This is a genomic window from Hoylesella shahii, assembly GCF_937990675.1.
In the GTDB taxonomy this organism is placed as follows: domain Bacteria; phylum Bacteroidota; class Bacteroidia; order Bacteroidales; family Bacteroidaceae; genus Prevotella; species Prevotella shahii.
The window spans coordinates 34,195-51,310 of the sequence record NZ_CALKQY010000042.1; the positions used below are offsets into that span (position 1 = coordinate 34,195).

Below are 17,116 nucleotides of genomic sequence, written 5' to 3' on the forward strand. Positions count from 1 at the left end.
CCTGATAGCTGGAGTGGCTACTTAAGAATTTCTGGGTTATCTGATTTTACTAGGTGTTCTAGTTGTCTTAGACATCTTAAACATCCTAGGCATCTTAGACACTATAACCATCCTAGATGCACTAGATTATCAAGATTACCTGGTTATTTTAGCCATTAACTCCACCCAATTTATAACTCTCATAAATTCAAAACATGTTATATTATCTCTTCCGCTTCTTAGAACAGTTCGGCATTTCGGGAGCACACATTTGGGGATATATCTCGTTTAGGTCGCTGTTGGCCTTGATTTTCTCGCTCGTTATATCGGCATGGTTCGGCGAGAAGTTCATTAAATACCTCAAGCGAAAACAAATAACCGAGGTGCAACGCGATGCAAGCATCGACCCCTTTGGTATAAATAAGATAGGTGTACCCAGTATGGGGGGCATCATCATCATCGTTGCCATCCTTATTCCCGTGCTCTTACTGGGACGTTTGCGCAACATCTACCTCATACTCATGATTATAACCACCGTTTGGTTAGGTTTCTTGGGTGGCATGGACGACTTTATTAAAATCTTCCGCCATAATAAAGAAGGACTGAAAGGTAAGTATAAGATTGTGGGACAGGTGGGAATAGGACTCATTGTGGGCCTTGTGCTCTGGGCTTCGCCCGATGTGAAGATGAACGAAAACCTTGCTGTGCCACAGAAAGACAACACCGAAATGGTGGTGAAACATCGCACCGAGGCGCGCAAATCGCTAAAAACCACCATTCCCTTTGTTAAAGGTCACAACCTGGATTATTCTAGAGTGATGGCTTTTATGGGCAAATACAAAACGGCAGCAGGATGGATTCTCTTCGTGATAATGACCATCTTCGTTGTAACAGCTGTGAGCAACGGAGCCAATCTCAACGACGGCATGGACGGAATGTGTGCTGGCAACAGTGCTATCATCGGTGTGGTACTGGGCATCTTGGCCTACGTTAGTTCGCACCTAGAATATGCGGCTTACCTCAACATCATGTACATCCCCGATTCGCAAGAACTGGTGGTGTTCTTCTGTGCCTTTATTGGCGCGCTCATTGGCTTCCTTTGGTACAATGCTTACCCCGCACAAGTGTTCATGGGCGATACGGGTTCGCTCACCATTGGTGGCATTATCGCCGTTGGAGCAATCATTATCCACAAAGAATTGCTACTGCCAATACTCTGTGGCATCTTCTTTGTAGAAAGCTTAAGCGTGATGTTACAGGTGTATTATTACAAATTGGGTAAACGCAAAGGCGTGAAACAACGCATTTTCAAACGCACACCCATACACGATAACTTCAGAACGCAAGACTCGCAGCTCGATCCTGAATGCCGATATGTGTTCAGAAAGCCTAAAGGAGCTGTGCACGAGTCGAAAATTACCATCAGATTTTGGATTATCACCATTATCTTGGCAGCCCTTACCATCATCACCTTGAAGATTAGGTAACAAAAAACAATTAACGATATAGAGCAGATATGGACAGAATTGTGATATTAGGCGCAGCCGAAAGCGGCGTGGGAGCAGCCATCTTGGCCAAACAAAAGGGCTTCGACGTATTTGTTTCGGACATGGGTGCCATTAAAGATAAATATAAAACCCAACTAGATGCTCACGGCATTGCCTGGGAAGAAGGGCAACATACCGAGGAAAAAATCCTCAATGCTAAAGAAATCATTAAGAGCCCTGGCATCCCACGCGAGGCGCCTATGGTGCAAAAGGCCATGAACCACGGCATTGGCGTGGTGAGTGAGATTGAGTTCGCCGCCCGTTACACCAACGCAAAGATGGTATGCATCACGGGTAGCAACGGCAAAACAACAACAACTTCGCTCATCTACCACATCTTTAAAACGGCTGGATACAACGTAGGACTGGGTGGAAACATCGGACGAAGCTTGGCTTTGCAGGTGGCCGAAGGCGCACACGATTGGTATGTCATCGAATTGAGCAGCTTCCAACTTGAAGATATGTTCCAATTTAAAGCGCACATCGCCGTGTTGCTCAATATCACACCCGACCACCTCGACCGCTATAACTATCAGATGCAGGGCTATGTGGATGCAAAAATGCGCATCTTGCAAAACCTTACACCACAGGACTACTTTATCTACTGGGCCGACGACCCCGTGGTGAAGCCCGAATTGCAAAAGTATAACGTGCCTGCTAAGGTGTTTGCCTTTGCCGAACATCCTGAAACAGGCGCTGAAGCATACGTAGAGAATGGCGTTATTAAACTGCCCGAATCGCTCAATTTCAATATGCCACAAGCACAATTGAGCCTTCCAGGCAAACACAATCTCTATAACTCGCTTGCTGCCGCCTTGGCTGCGCGCGCTGCAGGCATACCCCAAAACGTGGTGCAACAAGGACTAAGCGACTTCCCTGGTGTGGAACACCGCATGGAACGCGTAGCCACCATGCACGGTGTGAACTATATCAACGACTCTAAAGCCACCAATGTTGACGCTTGCCGCTATGCACTCGAGGCCATGACCACCCCAACAGTTCTCATTATTGGCGGTAAAGACAAAGGCAACGACTACGAACCCATCAAGCAATTGGTGAAAGAGAAATGTGCTGCGCTGGTGTATCTGGGTGCCGACAACACTAAACTACATCAGAATTTTGACCACCTGGGCCTGCCTGTAGCCGACACCAACAGCATGAAACAATGCGTTGAAGCCTGCGCCAACATGGCAAAAGAAGGCTACACCGTGCTGCTCAGCCCCTGTTGTGCAAGCTTCGACCTCTTCAAAAATATGGAAGACCGAGGCGAACAATTCAAAACCCTGGTACGAAATCTATAACCACACATCGTAAATGGCAATCAACAAAACGTTAGGCAACCTCTTTAAAGGCGATAAGGTAATATGGATGGTGTTCTTCTTCCTATGCCTCATCAGCGCCATTGAGGTGTTCTCGGCTTCTTCCTCCCTCACCTATAAGGGCGGAAGTTACCTTGCGCCCATCGTCAAACACTTGGGAATTCTCTTCCTGGGCATTGTCTTCATGGTGTTCACGGTTAACATTCCCTGCCGATACTTCAAAGTGTTGACGCCCATCTTGATGCTGATATCCAGCCTAACATTGGCTTGGGTATCCTTAGCTGGTCCCACTACCAACGGCGCACAACGATGGATTAGCTTGCTAGGCCTACAGTTTCAGCCGTCAGAACTGGGAAAGGGAACCTTGGTTTTGGCCGTGGCACAGATATTAAGTGCCACACAAACCGGAAACGGTGCCGACAAAAAAGCATTGAAAATCATTGCCATAGCCAGTGCCTTTATCGTGCCGTTCATCTTCATTGAAAACCTCTCTACCGCCGTTCTGCTGTGCGTGGTGGTTTATATGATGATGATTTTGGGCCGAGTGCCCGTTGCACAACTAGGCAAAATACTAGGCGTAGTGGTGGTGCTCGCAGGCTCACTCTTGGCCTTTGTGCTGATATTCGGACACACAAAACCCACCAACACACAAGAACAAGGCTTTACCGAAACCGTAACCGAAGAGAAAACAGACAAGAGTTCCTTTGCAAAAATATTCCACCGAGCCGACACATGGAAGTCGCGTATATTCAAATTCGTAAAGCACGAAGAGGTTCCACCCGAGAAATTCGACCTAGATAAAGACGCACAAGTGGGCCATGCCAACATCGCCATCGCCTCGTCTAACATCATTGGGCAAGGACCGGGCAACTCCGTGCAGCGAGATTTCCTCTCGCAAGCCTTCTCCGACTTCATCTATGCAGTGATAATCGAAGAGATGGGCATCTTCGGTGCCATCTTCGTTGCACTACTTTATGTGGTGCTGCTCTTCCGAACGGGCAAGATAGCTAAGCGTTGCGAAAACAATTTCCCGCCATTCTTGGCCATGGGCTTAGCCCTTCTGCTCGTCACACAAGCCTTGTTTAATATGTGCGTGGCCGTTGGTTTGGTGCCCGTAACAGGACAACCGTTGCCCCTCATCAGCAAAGGCGGAACATCAACCATCATCAATTGCATCTTCATAGGTGCAATAATAAGTGTGAGCCGAACAGCAAAGAAAGCTGAAAATGTGGCAAAAAGTGGTGAGACAGAAAAAAAATGAGTACTTTTGCAGTAAGAAGCGAGCACTAAATGGCAAGCCTCCTTGCGGGGGTTTGTAATATAGGCTCGCACTATATGCAGAATCAGGGAGGGAGAAAACCAAGTGAAGACTCGGAACAAGGGTGCAAACCAACAGCTAAAGCATAACAACTTGTACACCCCACACCAATTCTAACAAACAAAGAATGGAACATAATTTGAGAATAATTATCAGCGGCGGCGGAACGGGAGGACATATTTTCCCAGCCGTGGCCATTGCCAACGCCTTAAAAGCTAAACGCCCCGACACAGAAATACTGTTCGTCGGAGCGCTTGGAAGGATGGAGATGCAGCGTGTTCCTGCTGCTGGATACAACATCAAGGGATTACCAATCTGCGGATTTAACCGAAAAAACCTGCTAAAAAACTTCGCTGTGCTGTTCAAACTCTGGAAGAGTCAACGCATAGCCAAGAAGATTATCAAGGATTTTAAACCTATGGTAGCCGTCGGCGTAGGCGGTTATGCCAGCGGACCCACACTCAACCAATGTGCTTCGATGGGTATACCATGCCTCATCCAAGAGCAAAACTCCTATGCTGGCGTAACAAATAAGCTGCTAGCTAAGAAGGCTAGCAAGATTTGCGTGGCCTACGAGGGCATGGAACGCTTCTTCCCTAAAGACAAAATCGTGCTGACTGGCAACCCCGTTCGCCAACAATTGCTCGATACCCAGCTCACTAAAGCCGAGGCTTTGCGCACCTTTGGCCTAGAACCATCTAAAAAAACCATCCTCATCGTGGGCGGAAGCTTGGGCGCACGCACCATCAACGACAGCGTTATGGCGCATCTCGACGAACTGCAAAACAGCGGCGTGCAGGTGATTTGGCAAACAGGGAAAAACTATTTCGAAAACATTAAACAACAGTTGGCCGAAAAATCGCCCATGCCTGCACTCAAACCCACCGACTTTATTGCCGACATGGGAGCTGCATATCGCGCAGCCGACCTCGTGATTAGTCGGGCTGGAGCTAGCAGCATATCCGAATTTTGCCTCATTGGCAAACCCGTAATACTGGTGCCTAGCCCCAATGTGGCCGAAGACCACCAAACAAAAAACGCCATGGCCTTAGTGAATAGGCAAGCAGCGCAATTTGTTAGCGATGCCGAAGCCCCACAAAAACTCATCCCCTTGGCACTCTCTACAGTTAAAGACGACCAAATTCTGGGCCAGTTAAGCCACAATATCAAGCTTATGGCACTAAGAAACTCGGCCGAAACAATTGCCAACGAAGTATTTGCTCTTGCCGAAAAGCAAGCAAACAAAAAACGTTGACTACACGAACCAGCAGCCGCACGTTCGCAATAATTACGACATCATTATGGATATAAAAAATATTAAAGCAGTATATTTCATCGGAGCTGGTGGCATTGGCATGAGCGCCATCGCCCGTTACTTCATCAAAAAGGGATATGTGGTGGCTGGTTACGACAAAACTCCTACCCCACTCACCCAGCAGTTGGAGAAAGAGGGCATGCTCCTTCACTACGAAGAAGACGTGAAAGAGATACCGCAGGCCTGCAAAAACCCCAAATCGTGCCTCGTGGTCTATACACCAGCCATACCGAGCGACCACCAAGAGCTGGTTTTCTTCCAACAAAACGGCTTCGAAATACAAAAGCGCGCTCAGCTGCTGGGTACACTAACCCAGTCGCTTAAGGGTCTTTGCTTTGCTGGAACGCATGGCAAAACCACCACTTCTTGCATGTGTGCGCACATCATGCACCAAAGTCATCCCGACTGTAATGCATTCTTGGGCGGCATTTCCAAAAACTATGGCACCAACTACATCCTCAGTTCGCAAAGCGAGTTTGTGGTTATCGAGGCCGACGAGTTCGACCGTTCGTTCCACTGGTTGCACCCCTGGATGAGCGTTATCACCTCTACCGACCCCGACCACCTCGACATCTACGGCACCGAAGAGGCCTATATGGAAAGCTTCCAACACTACACCACCTTGATACAAGAGGGAGGCGCACTCATTATCAAAAAGGGATTGGCACTTAAACCCCAGGTTAAACCCAGCGTAAAAGTGTACGAATATGCTCTCGATGAAGGCGATTTCCATGCCGAAAACGTGAAAATAGACAACGGAAACATCACCTTCGACTTCATCTCGCCCGTAGCCAACGTGCCCAACGTGTCGCTCGGACATCCTGTGCCCATCAATATCGAAAACGCTGTTGCGGCTATGGCCATGGCTCAACTCAATGGATGCAACGCCGAAGAACTGCGTTACGGCATCAAAACCTATCATGGTGTCGACCGCCGATTCGATTTTAAGATTAAAACTCCACAACTGGTGTTCCTTAGCGATTATGCTCACCATCCTCAAGAAATCCTGCAAAGCGTACGAAGCATTCGCCAACTGTACAAAGACAGAAAGATTACGGCTGTGTTTCAACCCCATCTCTACACACGCACACGCGATTTCTATAAGGAGTTTGCCCAAGCATTGAGCCTTCTCGATGAGGTTATACTCTGCGATATCTATCCCGCACGCGAACTTCCCATACCTGGCGTAACCAGTAAACTGATTTACGACAACCTCGCCGATGGTGTTGAGAAGCTCATGATATCGAAAGAGCAGGTGCTTAAACTGGCCGAAGACCGCTCGTTCGATGTGCTGGTGTTCCTCGGAGCAGGCGACCTAGATAGCTATGCGCCACAGGTGGCTAAAATTTTAGAACAAAAAGCAAAATAAAAGCATTCCACGCTAGGCACTGACGTATGAAAGTGAATTGGAAAAAAACTGTAACCATGGTGGTAGACGTGCTCTTAGCCGTGTACCTCGTGCTGGCGTTCACGGCCTTTAATAAGCCCGACGCCAAGGCTGCCATGTGCCAAAAAGTGCAGATTGACATCCAAGACGAAAACACCAACGGATTTATTTCTGCTGCCGACATACGCGCCCGACTGGATGCTAACCAGCTCTATCCCCTTAACAAGCCCATGATGGGCGTGCAAGGAAGGCTCATTGAAGAGACCTTAAAACGCAGTCCGTTCGTAAAAACGGTTGATTGCTATAAAACACAAGACGGCTGTGTGAACATCAATGTTACACAACGCATGCCCATTGTGAGAATAAAAGCAGCCAATGGCGACGATTATTACCTGGACGACAACAATCAGGTGATGCCCAATTCGCACTACTCGGCCGACCTTATCATCGCAACAGGCCACATCTCGAAGGCCTTCGCGCAAAACTATATCGCACCATTGGCCAAACTGCTAATGGGAAACGAACTGTGGGAAAACCAAGTGGAACAAATCAATGTGCTACCCGATAAGGGCGTGGAAATCGTTCCACGAGTGGGTCAACATGTGGTAATGCTAGGCTATCTGCCACAAGTGGCCAACAATAAAGAACGCTATGAGCGAATAGCAAGCTTCGTTGAGACTAAACTTAACAGGCTCGAAAAATTTTATAAGTATGGTCTCTCGCAGGTGGGATGGAACAAGTACAGCTACATCAACCTCGAGTTCGACAACCAGATTATCTGTAAAAAGAAGAAAGAAAACAAGAATAAACCCGAATAGACATAAGTGTTATGGCAAAGGATTTTATAGTGGCTATCGAAATCGGTTCGTCTAAAATCACCGGTATCGCAGGAAAGAAAAACAGCGATGGCAGTGTTTCTATTTTGGCCCTGGCTAAAGAAACACCCTCATCGTGTGTAAAAAAGGGCGTGGTGTACAACCTCGACCGCACTGTGCAGTGCCTCTCCTCTATTATCACAAAGCTTAAGACAGCCCTCAAAACCGAAATTGCCTACGCTTATGTGGGTGTGGGTGGGCAGTCTACACGCAGCGTTAGAAATGTTATCATCAAAGAACTTCCCGCTGATTCTATCGTGTCGCAAGACATGGTTGACTCTCTGATGGACGCTAACCGAAGCATGCTCTACCCTGATACCGAAATTATCGAGGCTATTACACACGAATATAAACTGGACCAACAGTTCCAACTCGACCCCGTTGGCGTGCAATGCACACACCTCGAAGGGCATTTCCTCAATATTCTGTGGAGAAACAACAACTACAGAAATCTCAAAAAATGCTTCTCCACTGCTGGTATCGCCATAGCCGACGTGTTTATCTCGCCCATGGCATTGGCCGATAGCGTGCTCACCGACTCCGAAAAGCGTAGCGGTTGCGTGCTGGTTGACCTCGGCGCACAAACCACTACGGTGGCCGTATATAGCAAAAACCTTCTCAGACACCTCGCCGTTATTCCTTTGGGAAGCGCTAACATCACCAAAGACCTCACTACTCTGCAAATGGAAGAGGAGGATGCCGAACGTATTAAACTGAAATATGCCTCGGCTTACACCGACCCTGAAGAGGATTGCACCGGACTGAGTTACACCATCGACGAAGCTAGAACCATTCAAAGCGAAACGCTTATCAATGTGGTGGAAGCGCGTATCGAAGAGATTATTGGCAATGTGAAGTTCCAAATTCCCGAAATCTACGACGGAAAACTGCTTGCTGGGCTTATTCTTACTGGTGGTGGCGCTCAACTCAACAACATTGAGGAGGCTTTCCGACGCAAAACCTCCTTCACCAAAATTCGTACTGCTAAGTTTGTAAACCACGATATCCATTCTAAGCATCCTGAAATTACTGCCCAAGATGGTAGCATGAATACGCTTTTGGGACTGCTCTTAAAGGGCAATCTCAATTGTGCCGGTCGCGAAATATCGGATAATCTCTTTGCCGACGACGAGGAACGACACACCTCTTTGCCTTCTGAGGATGCTCATAAACAAGAGGTGAGACACACTGACAACACGCTTCATGTGCCTAATAACGAGCCTAAAACCGAGCCTAAGCACATTGAAGCGTCGAAACACGAGGAGCATACCGAAGAAAATTCTAAGGAAACCTCCGACACTCCTACGAGGATAAAAAACTGGAAAAACAAAATTAGCAGTTTCATTAAACAAATGACCGAAGAGGAATAACCTCACTTAATGCTTTGCACGATGTGCATCTAGCGCGCGAAGAATGGTGCATGTTGGCCCAACTAATCTTAAAGGCAACACGCTTTCTAAAGAATACAAGTAGCCCAACGGCCAATGGCCATATCAGCTGCTTACTTCGCTACGCTTTCATCATGCTCTTTAGCACACAGAAACATTAAAGAAAACCAAGGTCCATCGCTTCTTTCTTCTCTCAAGAGTGAGCAAGGGTGTGACTTTTTGTTTAACATCTTCCTCTTTAAGAGGGCCTAGGGCGAGGCTAATTTCTTCATCCTTGCCTTTACCACTGATGAGATGTGAACCCAAAATTGATACATTATTCTATGGCAGACAACAATAGAAACACAGGAATTGTAGACTTCGGAGAAGTAGACAACGACAAAAGCATCATCAAGGTTGTTGGTGTTGGTGGTGGCGGTGGCAATGCCGTAAACCACATGTTCAAAGAAGGTATCCATAAGGTGTCGTTTGTGCTGTGCAACACAGACAAACAGGCACTTGACGATTCGCCCGTACCCATGCATTTGCAACTGGGTAAGGAGGGATTGGGTGCTGGTAACCGACCCTTAAAGGCTAAAGCGGCAGCCGAAGAAAGCATCGAAGACATTAAAGCGATGTTCAACGACGGCACCAAAATGGCCTTCATCACTGCTGGTATGGGCGGTGGAACGGGTACGGGTGCGGCGCCTGTCATCGCTCGTGTATCTAAAGAGATGGGCATACTCACGGTGGGTATCGTCACCATTCCTTTCCGTTTCGAGGGTCTTAAAAAGATTGACCAAGCGCTTGATGGCGTTGAAGAGATGGCTAAACATGTGGATGCGCTGCTCGTTATCAATAACGAACGCCTGAGACAGGTTTACCCCGAGCTGTCGCTTATCGAGGCTTTCAAACGAGCCGACGACACTTTGAGCGTGGCTGCTAAAAGCATTGCAGAAATTATCACACTGCATGGCTTTATGAACCTCGACTTTAACGATGTGAAAATGGTGCTCGAAGATGGTGGCGTGGCTATCATGAGCTCGGGTTATGGCGAGGGCGAAGGACGCTTGCAACAAGCTATCTTTGATGCGCTTAATTCGCCATTGCTCAACGATAACGATGTGTTCCATGCCAAAAAACTGTTGCTCAACATCTCGTTTAGCAATAAAAACGTGCCTGGCTCTAACCTCATGATGGAGGAAATAAACTATGTAGACGAGTTTATGGCCAAGTTCTCGCCCGACTTTGTGTTTAAGTGGGGTGTTACCTTCGACGAAAATCTCGGCGAAAAAGTGAAAGTTACTGTGCTGGCCACTGGTTTCGGCGTGGAAGACATCACCGATACGCCTCAACGCACACAACTGCGTACCATCAGGGAGGCCGAAGAGGCTGCTGAAAGGGCGCAAAACGAGTTGGAACGAGGTAGGCGTATCAATATTTACTATGGCTCTAGCATCCCTGGTGGGCGCGCTAAGAAGCACACCAACATCTACTTCTTCCGCCCCGAAGACCTCGATAACGAGGATGTAATCATCGCTGTTGACGAATCGCCTACTTACGCTCGCTCGCAACAAAAGCTGGAAGAAATTCGCCAACTGGGCACAATGTTACAGAGAAAACCTGTTGAAGAGCAAGACACACCCACTCCAACGCAGGGCACTATTAGCTTTGCTTAAGGCGAGAGGGGGTTGCTTGGGCTTGTGTTTCTGCCCTCATCGATGGGCTTCTCTAAACTAAAACACAGGCCACGGCTTAACACTGGTCGTGGGAAAGTGTGCACAACAGGTCTGCCAATCAATAGTGGCACACTTGCCCACATCCGCTTTAAAACCAAAATTGCATACCAATTAAACGATAAAAATTATGGCTCAATTATTCGAACAAATAAGCAACGACATCAAAGAGGCAATGAAAGCGCGCGACAAAGTGCGCCTCGAAACGCTTCGCAACATCAAGAAAGTATTCCTAGAGGCTGTTACTGCTCCTGGAGCTAACGACGTATTGGAAGATGCCGACGCACTAAAAATATTGCAAAAGTTGGCCAAACAGGGTAAAGAAGCTGCTGCTACCTTTACTCAAAAGGCACGCCAAGACTTGGCCGATGCTGAATTGGCGCAGGTTAAGGTTATCGAAGAATATCTACCCAAGGCGCTCTCTGAGGCCGAGATTGAAGTGAAAGTGAAAGAGATTATCGCCCAAACAGGGGCTTCAACAATGAAAGACATGGGCCGCGTGATGGGTCTGGCTAGCAAACAATTGGCTGGCTTGGCCGATGGTGGGGCCATCTCGGCCATCGTTAAGCGTTTGCTGGGCTAATAGCTGGCCGTGAGGCTTCAACAAATATTACGCTTGTGGGCGGTGCAGACAACTTTTTGTCTTGGCACCGCCCTCTTTTTTTATCTTCGTGGTGTGGTACTTGTGCATGGTTAACCTCTGATTGGGGGCACATAAGCTGCTTTTTGCGCTGGCCCAAATCAGCACGTAGCGCCGTTTAGTTTGGGTTTATTGCTGTGTACTTGGATTTTGGTGATGCAACAGTGGCGCTTAGCTATACGTGGCTATACGCTGGGCAAGAGAACTACAAACGACGAAAAGACTAACAGCATGTTTTGAAAACTACTTTTCATCGTTAAGAGATAAAAGCTACCAACACGGAGCATTTGTTTTCTCGGTTCTTTACAAAATACCACTCCAACTATAACCCCTTCTAGCGCAGAATTTTGATGTTGATTGTTATGTTAAAAAACAGGTTGGTTTAGAATTTCTCAACACAAAATCACGCAAACGGCTTACTAAAAGACACTTACACAGATATGCAACCCCCATTCTTTCCTCACACATCTCAACGCCATTGTTCGTTGTTTTTACTACTTTTATACCACAAAATCGCGTTTTTAAAACCATTTCACCCATTTCTAGCCAATTTTTTGCGCACTTGCAAGCGGTATAAAAACGCATAAAGCGCCTTTCATTTTTATATTTTTGCATCCACATTACACCCAATGCCACCCCAAAAATCTTCAAAAAGCATCGCATCTCTCCACCCCTCATTGGCTAAAAACCACCATTTGGGTGTGCTATTTGCTGCAAAACGCACTGCTAACTCGTGCTAAATGCACTGCTAACTCGTGCTAAACGCAAGGCTAACTCGTGCTAAACGCAGAGTGTTTTGCTACAAATAGCAGAAAAAACAGTGAAAAATGGCCGAAATCAAACCTTTAGTTGGCTAAAACAAACATCGTATTACCCGCGATTGGCATGCACCAATGCCACAAAAGATGCCATAAAGAAAACAAGGAAGTGGCTAGCAAACGTAATAGTTATGCAATAAACCCCACGAAATACTCCATTTTATGCAGGTAAGTGCACAGATGAACGAAAAAAACGCTGGGATTTTTGTTAAAATTCCAGCGTTTTATTTTACAAAAAGTAAATATATTGTAGAGTTGTCTTTTAGCTGTAGGATGCACAAGTCTATCGCCAAGCTGTCTACGAAGTGCCATTCTCGCTCTTGTAGCGCATAAACACCCTGCCATTACCGCCCAATGCCAAGCAGTCAAAAGCCAACAGCACACAGTTGATGCCATTGATTAGAGTGCTCGCGCAATGAGATAGCCACCACCCAGCAACCAACAGTAAAGCAACGCAGCCAAAAGGAAGGGTTTGGCGCCAGCCTTTTTAAACTTGTCGATACTGGTTTCGGCACCTAGAGCAGTCATCGCCATCGTAAGCAGAAAAGTGTCGAAGGTGTTGATGCCATCCCTAATGGAGTGAGACAGCAGGTTAAGCGAATTAAAACCAATAACAAGCAAAAAGAAAACAGCAAACCAAGGGATGGTTATACCCTTGCGTTGGGCTGGTGCTTCGGCATCGCCCATCTTTCCCTTAGCAGCAAACCAGCTCACAACGAGCAACACGGGCACAAGCATCATCACCCTTATCATCTTTACAATGATGGCAATGTTAGACACGTCTTTACCCATGGCGTTGCCTGCCCCCACCACATGGGCCACTTCGTGCACGGTGCTACCCGTCATAATGCCCATCGACTGGGGCGTGAGGTGGAGTAAACCATTGCGATAGAGCACAGGATAGAGAAACATGGAGAGTGTGCCGAAGATAACAACCGTAGACACAGCCACCGCCGTTTTATAGGGTTTTGCATTGATGGCGCCTTCGGTTCCAAGCACGGCAGCCGCTCCACAGATGCCCGCACCCACCGAAGTGAGCAACGCAATACTGCGGTCGAGCTTTAAAATTCGCCCTATGAGCAGTCCGCCCACAATGGTTACACACACCACGATGGCATCAACAGCGATGGCTGGCAATCCCACTGCAGTGACGTCTTGTAGTGTTAGGCGAAAGCCATAGAGCACTATGCCCACTCTAAGCACGCGCTTGGCACAAAAAGTGATACCTGGCACCCATGTTTGTGGCAGATTACTGCGAAGTGTGTTGGCGTAAATCATACCAATAACGATACCGATAATCATCGGACTAATTGAAACGCTCTTCGCCCAATGCATGCCTCCAATGAAGAAGGCTACAAGTGAAAAAAGAACTATAAGCAGTATGCCATAGAGCATACTAAGTTGTTGTTTGTTTAACATTGTGTGAGTTTATTAGTTCTCTGAGTTTATTAGTTTATAAGTTTATTAGTTTATGAGTTTTTAGAGTTGGGGGATTATAAGTTCATTAGTTTATGGTTTTATACTTTTTTCTTACCACTTACAACTCTAACGCTTTTTCCCTACTACTTACTACTTACTACTTACTACCTTACTACTTACTCCTCTTCTCCTCCCTCCTCCATCAAGCTTTCGGCCACCTCGCACAGTTCGGCGTACCATTCAGGTCCGAACCGTTGGGTTAGCGGACCTTCTAAAAAGCGATAGAGAGGCAGATTTAGTTCGCGTCCCTTCTTAACAGCAGGCCTACAAACCTCCCAACGATGATAGTTTAGGCCCACGAGGTCGTCGTCGAAACGTTTTTCGCGAATAGGATAAAGCGCACACGAAATGGGTTTGCGAAACGAAGAGCGCCCCGAACGATGGGCGCGGTCGAAGGTGCAAAGGCAAAGCCCCTTGTCGTAACAGGTGAAAACACAATCTTTCCCATTCACAATACTAGTCACAAGGTCGCCTTCGCGGTCGGTGCAGGCCACTCCTTGTAGGTCGATAACGCTCTGTGCTTGTGCAGAAAGTTCATTCCAAACGATGTCTATTGCGTCTTCCATGGCCGCTATTTCGTCGAGCGTAACGGGCGCACCCGCATCGCCTTCGATGCAACAAGCTCCCTTACAGGCCTCGAGGTCGCAGCAAAAACGTTCGGTGATGAGGTCGGAAGAGATAAGTACGTTGCCCACTTGCATAATGGGCGGTATGTTGTTGTTCATTGTTTACCAGTTGATGGGCGTTTGTCCGTGAGCAGAGAGATAAGCATTAGCTTGCGAAAAATGATGATTTCCAAACCATCCGCCTCGGTTGGCCGATAGTGGCGAGGGATGCACCGATTGCAAGATGCAATGCTTGGAGGCATCAATAAGGGCCGTCTTAGAGCGTGCATAACCACCCCAGAGAATAAAGACAAGTCCTTCGCGCCCAGCATTCAGTTGCGCAATGGCTGCATCGGTGAAGGTTTCCCAGCCCTGTCGTTGATGACTAGCAGCCTGATGGGCACGCACGGTGAGTGTGGCATTAAGCAAAAGCACACCTTGTTCGGCCCAACGCGTTAGGTTTCCACTGGTGGGAATGGGCGTGCCAAGGTCGTTGTTTATCTCCTTAAAGATGTTTTGCAACGATGGTGGGAAGGGCACTCCGTCGTTAACCGAGAAGCTAAGACCATGTGCTTGGCCCTCGCCATGATAGGGGTCTTGCCCTATTATCACCACCTTCACCTTATCAAAGGGGCATAGGTTAAAGGCATTGAACACCAGCGGTGCAGGCGGAAAGCATTGGTATTGCTTATATTCGGCATGCACAAAATTTGTTAGCGCCTTAAAATAGGGCTTTTCAAACTCATTGGCGAGCTGCTTTTCCCACGAAGATTCTATCTTAATATGCATGGTTATGATTTGTATTATCAACCTACAAGTCAACCAGTTAACAAACAGACAAGACCGATTGTCTACCTCGCTGTTTGCCTGTGCTTGTAAGAAACATTGTTTTTGACATACAAAGGTATTAAAAAATGGGCGTTTACATAAGGCTTAATGCCCAATTTGGGGTTATTACTGACCAATTGATGGGCGATTTCCCACGCTCACGAAGATACTCGTTAGCTTGCGAAAAGTGTTTTTTGCCAAAACTACAACCAAAATTAACTGCCCGCGGCGAGGGATGAGCCGATGTCAAAACGAGATGCTTGTTAGAATCGATACACCTGCCTTTCTTGCGCGCCTTTACACCCCAAAGCATGAAAACAAGTCCTTCGCATTCATCATTCAACCGCTTAATAACAACATTGGTAAACCTTTCCCAACCTTTTCTCTGATGACTTGCTGGCTTATTTGCCTGCACAGTGAGTATAGAGTTGAGCAAAAGTACACCCTGTTCGGCCCATCGTGTTAGGTTCCCACTGGTGGGAATGGGCGAGCCGAGGTCGTTGTTTATCTCCTTAAAGATATTTTGCAACGATGGGGGGAAGGGCACTCCGTCGTTAACCGAGAAGCTAAGACCATGTGCTTGGCCCTCGCCATGATAGGGGTCTTGCCCTATTATCACCACCTTCACCTTATCAAAGGGGCATAGGTTAAAGGCATTGAACACCAGCGGTGCAGGCGGAAAGCATTGGTATTGCTTATATTCGGCATGCACAAAATTTGTTAGCGCCTTAAAATAGGGCTTTTCAAACTCATTGGCGAGCTGCTTTTCCCACGAAGATTATATCTCTACGTTCATGTTTGTAGTTTTTTGTATATTTGATATTTCTAACAGCTATCTACTCCAACCCCCGCAATCGTTCGCGACAGCTCTCCAAGATAGCGATTAGTTCTTCTTGTTTATCGGCACGAAGCATGGCGATGCGCGTCTGTTTGAAATCGGGAATGCCCTTAAATATAGGACTTGCTGCCAGGTGGCGGCGTGTGTGCAGTATGCCACGATACTCGTCAATACGCTCAATGTTGATGCGTAGTTGCTCTTCCAGCAAGTCAATCTTTCTGTCGATGGTGAGCGAAGAGTCTTGGGGCAAGCCTTCAAGATGGTCTTTCATCTCCTTAAACACCCAAGGCCTACCGAAAGTAGCACGCCCCACCATCACCGCATCAACGCCATAGCGGTCGAAAGCCTCTTTGGCTTGCTGTGGCGTGCAAATGTCGCCGTTGCCAATAATGGGTATATGGATACGCGGATTGGCCTTCACCTCGCCGATATAACGCCAATCGGCCTCGCCAGTGTACATCTGCGAGCGCGTTCGGCCATGAATAGTAAGGGCCGCTATGCCACAGTCTTGCAGCTGTTCGGCCAATGTGGGGATAATAATTTCTTCGCAATCCCATCCCAATCGTGTTTTCACCGTTACGGGTGTACGCACCGCACGCACCACTTCGCGCGTTATTTCCAACATCAAGGGCACGTTTCTCAACATGCCCGCACCAGCCCCTTTGCCTGCCACTTTTTTCACAGGACAACCAAAATTGATGTCAATCACATCGGGGCGGCATTGTTCAACGATGCGTGCAGCCTCAACCATCGACTCCACATCGCGCCCATATATTTGTATTCCCACGGGGCGTTCGTCGTCGCTGATGGTTAGTTTGCTTACGGTAGACTTCACCGAGCGCACCAATGCCTCGGCACTAACAAACTCGGTGTAAACCATTGCTGCGCCAAAACGTTTGCAAAGCAAGCGAAATCCTATATCGGTTACGTCTTCCATTGGGGCTAGGAAGAGTGGATGTGCATCGAAAGATATGTTTCCTATTTTCATAAATGCAAAGGTACAAAGACTTAACCAATAAACAAAAACATACAACTCGAGGCTTTAATAATGCACAAAGGAAAAAC

At 47.4% G+C, this 17,116-nt stretch carries 13 protein-coding genes and 1 pseudogene; 9 read left to right on the forward strand and 5 right to left on the reverse strand.

Annotated features, from left to right (window positions below):
- Window positions 1-194: 194 nt before the first annotated feature.
- The 9 genes from QME03_RS06365 (at window position 195) to QME03_RS06405 (ending at window position 11,426) form a co-directional block, all read left to right on the forward strand.
- The gene (locus QME03_RS06365; protein ID WP_110370068.1) at window positions 195-1,466 is read left to right on the forward strand and encodes a phospho-N-acetylmuramoyl-pentapeptide-transferase; all 1,272 of its coding nucleotides are present in this window, start codon (window positions 195-197) and stop codon (window positions 1,464-1,466) included.
- 29 nt (window positions 1,467-1,495) lie between these two features.
- Window positions 1,496-2,827 (forward strand): UDP-N-acetylmuramoyl-L-alanine--D-glutamate ligase, encoded by a 1,332-nt coding sequence (gene murD, locus QME03_RS06370; protein WP_273112787.1) that lies wholly within the window; start codon window positions 1,496-1,498, stop codon window positions 2,825-2,827.
- Window positions 2,828-2,840: 13 nt separating this feature from the next.
- Entirely contained in the window at window positions 2,841-4,106 is a 1,266-nt protein-coding gene (locus QME03_RS06375; protein ID WP_025815621.1) for an FtsW/RodA/SpoVE family cell cycle protein, read from the forward strand.
- Window positions 4,107-4,290: 184 nt separating this feature from the next.
- Entirely contained in the window at window positions 4,291-5,418 is a 1,128-nt protein-coding gene (gene murG, locus QME03_RS06380; protein WP_110370067.1) for an undecaprenyldiphospho-muramoylpentapeptide beta-N-acetylglucosaminyltransferase, read from the forward strand.
- Between the two features lie 46 nt (window positions 5,419-5,464).
- Window positions 5,465-6,847, forward strand: a complete 1,383-nt coding sequence (gene murC, locus QME03_RS06385; protein ID WP_025815622.1) for a UDP-N-acetylmuramate--L-alanine ligase — start codon at window positions 5,465-5,467, stop codon at window positions 6,845-6,847.
- Between the two features lie 26 nt (window positions 6,848-6,873).
- Window positions 6,874-7,683, forward strand: a complete 810-nt coding sequence (locus tag QME03_RS06390; RefSeq protein ID WP_025815623.1) for a cell division protein FtsQ/DivIB — start codon at window positions 6,874-6,876, stop codon at window positions 7,681-7,683.
- 11 nt (window positions 7,684-7,694) lie between these two features.
- The gene (gene ftsA, locus QME03_RS06395) at window positions 7,695-9,110 is read left to right on the forward strand and encodes a cell division protein FtsA (RefSeq protein WP_281723824.1); all 1,416 of its coding nucleotides are present in this window, start codon (window positions 7,695-7,697) and stop codon (window positions 9,108-9,110) included.
- A 341-nt stretch (window positions 9,111-9,451) separates the two neighbouring features.
- Window positions 9,452-10,786, forward strand: a complete 1,335-nt coding sequence (gene ftsZ, locus QME03_RS06400) for a cell division protein FtsZ (RefSeq protein ID WP_281723825.1) — start codon at window positions 9,452-9,454, stop codon at window positions 10,784-10,786.
- 187 nt (window positions 10,787-10,973) lie between these two features.
- On the forward strand, window positions 10,974-11,426 hold the full coding sequence (locus QME03_RS06405; protein WP_281723826.1) for a GatB/YqeY domain-containing protein: 453 nt from the start codon (window positions 10,974-10,976) through the stop codon (window positions 11,424-11,426).
- 1,274 nt (window positions 11,427-12,700) lie between these two features.
- On the opposite strand, the gene QME03_RS06410 is transcribed toward QME03_RS06405, so the two are convergent.
- The 5 genes and pseudogenes from QME03_RS06410 to dusB form a co-directional block, all read right to left on the reverse strand.
- The gene (locus QME03_RS06410) at window positions 12,701-13,720 is read right to left on the reverse strand and encodes a YeiH family protein (RefSeq protein WP_025815626.1); all 1,020 of its coding nucleotides are present in this window, start codon (window positions 13,718-13,720) and stop codon (window positions 12,701-12,703) included.
- A 176-nt stretch (window positions 13,721-13,896) separates the two neighbouring features.
- Window positions 13,897-14,505, reverse strand: a complete 609-nt coding sequence (locus tag QME03_RS06415) for a DUF3109 family protein (protein ID WP_281723827.1) — start codon at window positions 14,503-14,505, stop codon at window positions 13,897-13,899.
- A 3-nt stretch (window positions 14,506-14,508) separates the two neighbouring features.
- On the reverse strand, window positions 14,509-15,174 hold the full coding sequence (gene ung / locus QME03_RS06420) for a uracil-DNA glycosylase (RefSeq protein ID WP_025817250.1): 666 nt from the start codon (window positions 15,172-15,174) through the stop codon (window positions 14,509-14,511).
- A gap of 133 nt (window positions 15,175-15,307) precedes the next feature.
- Window positions 15,308-16,009, reverse strand: a pseudogene (gene ung, locus QME03_RS06425) (uracil-DNA glycosylase).
- 40 nt (window positions 16,010-16,049) lie between these two features.
- Complete coding sequence (gene dusB, locus QME03_RS06430; RefSeq protein WP_025817251.1) at window positions 16,050-17,039, reverse strand: tRNA dihydrouridine synthase DusB; 990 nt, start codon at window positions 17,037-17,039, stop codon at window positions 16,050-16,052.
- Between the last annotated feature and the right edge of the window lie 77 nt (window positions 17,040-17,116).

Excerpts from the sequence above, each read along its gene's own strand:
- QME03_RS06410 (WP_025815626.1), bottom strand. The coding sequence starts at position 13,720 with ATGTTAAACAAACAACAACTTAGTATGCTCTATGGCATACTGCTTATA.
- QME03_RS06375 (WP_025815621.1), top strand. The coding sequence starts at position 2,841 with ATGGCAATCAACAAAACGTTAGGCAACCTCTTTAAAGGCGATAAGGTA.
- QME03_RS06405 (WP_281723826.1), top strand. The coding sequence starts at position 10,974 with ATGGCTCAATTATTCGAACAAATAAGCAACGACATCAAAGAGGCAATG.
- murC (WP_025815622.1), top strand. The coding sequence starts at position 5,465 with ATGGATATAAAAAATATTAAAGCAGTATATTTCATCGGAGCTGGTGGC.
- murG (WP_110370067.1), top strand. The coding sequence starts at position 4,291 with ATGGAACATAATTTGAGAATAATTATCAGCGGCGGCGGAACGGGAGGA.
- dusB (WP_025817251.1), bottom strand. The coding sequence starts at position 17,039 with ATGAAAATAGGAAACATATCTTTCGATGCACATCCACTCTTCCTAGCC.
- QME03_RS06415 (WP_281723827.1), bottom strand. The coding sequence starts at position 14,505 with ATGAACAACAACATACCGCCCATTATGCAAGTGGGCAACGTACTTATC.
- QME03_RS06390 (WP_025815623.1), top strand. The coding sequence starts at position 6,874 with ATGAAAGTGAATTGGAAAAAAACTGTAACCATGGTGGTAGACGTGCTC.
- ftsZ (WP_281723825.1), top strand. The coding sequence starts at position 9,452 with ATGGCAGACAACAATAGAAACACAGGAATTGTAGACTTCGGAGAAGTA.
- murD (WP_273112787.1), top strand. The coding sequence starts at position 1,496 with ATGGACAGAATTGTGATATTAGGCGCAGCCGAAAGCGGCGTGGGAGCA.
- ftsA (WP_281723824.1), top strand. The coding sequence starts at position 7,695 with ATGGCAAAGGATTTTATAGTGGCTATCGAAATCGGTTCGTCTAAAATC.
- ung (WP_025817250.1), bottom strand. The coding sequence starts at position 15,174 with ATGCATATTAAGATAGAATCTTCGTGGGAAAAGCAGCTCGCCAATGAG.
- QME03_RS06365 (WP_110370068.1), top strand. The coding sequence starts at position 195 with ATGTTATATTATCTCTTCCGCTTCTTAGAACAGTTCGGCATTTCGGGA.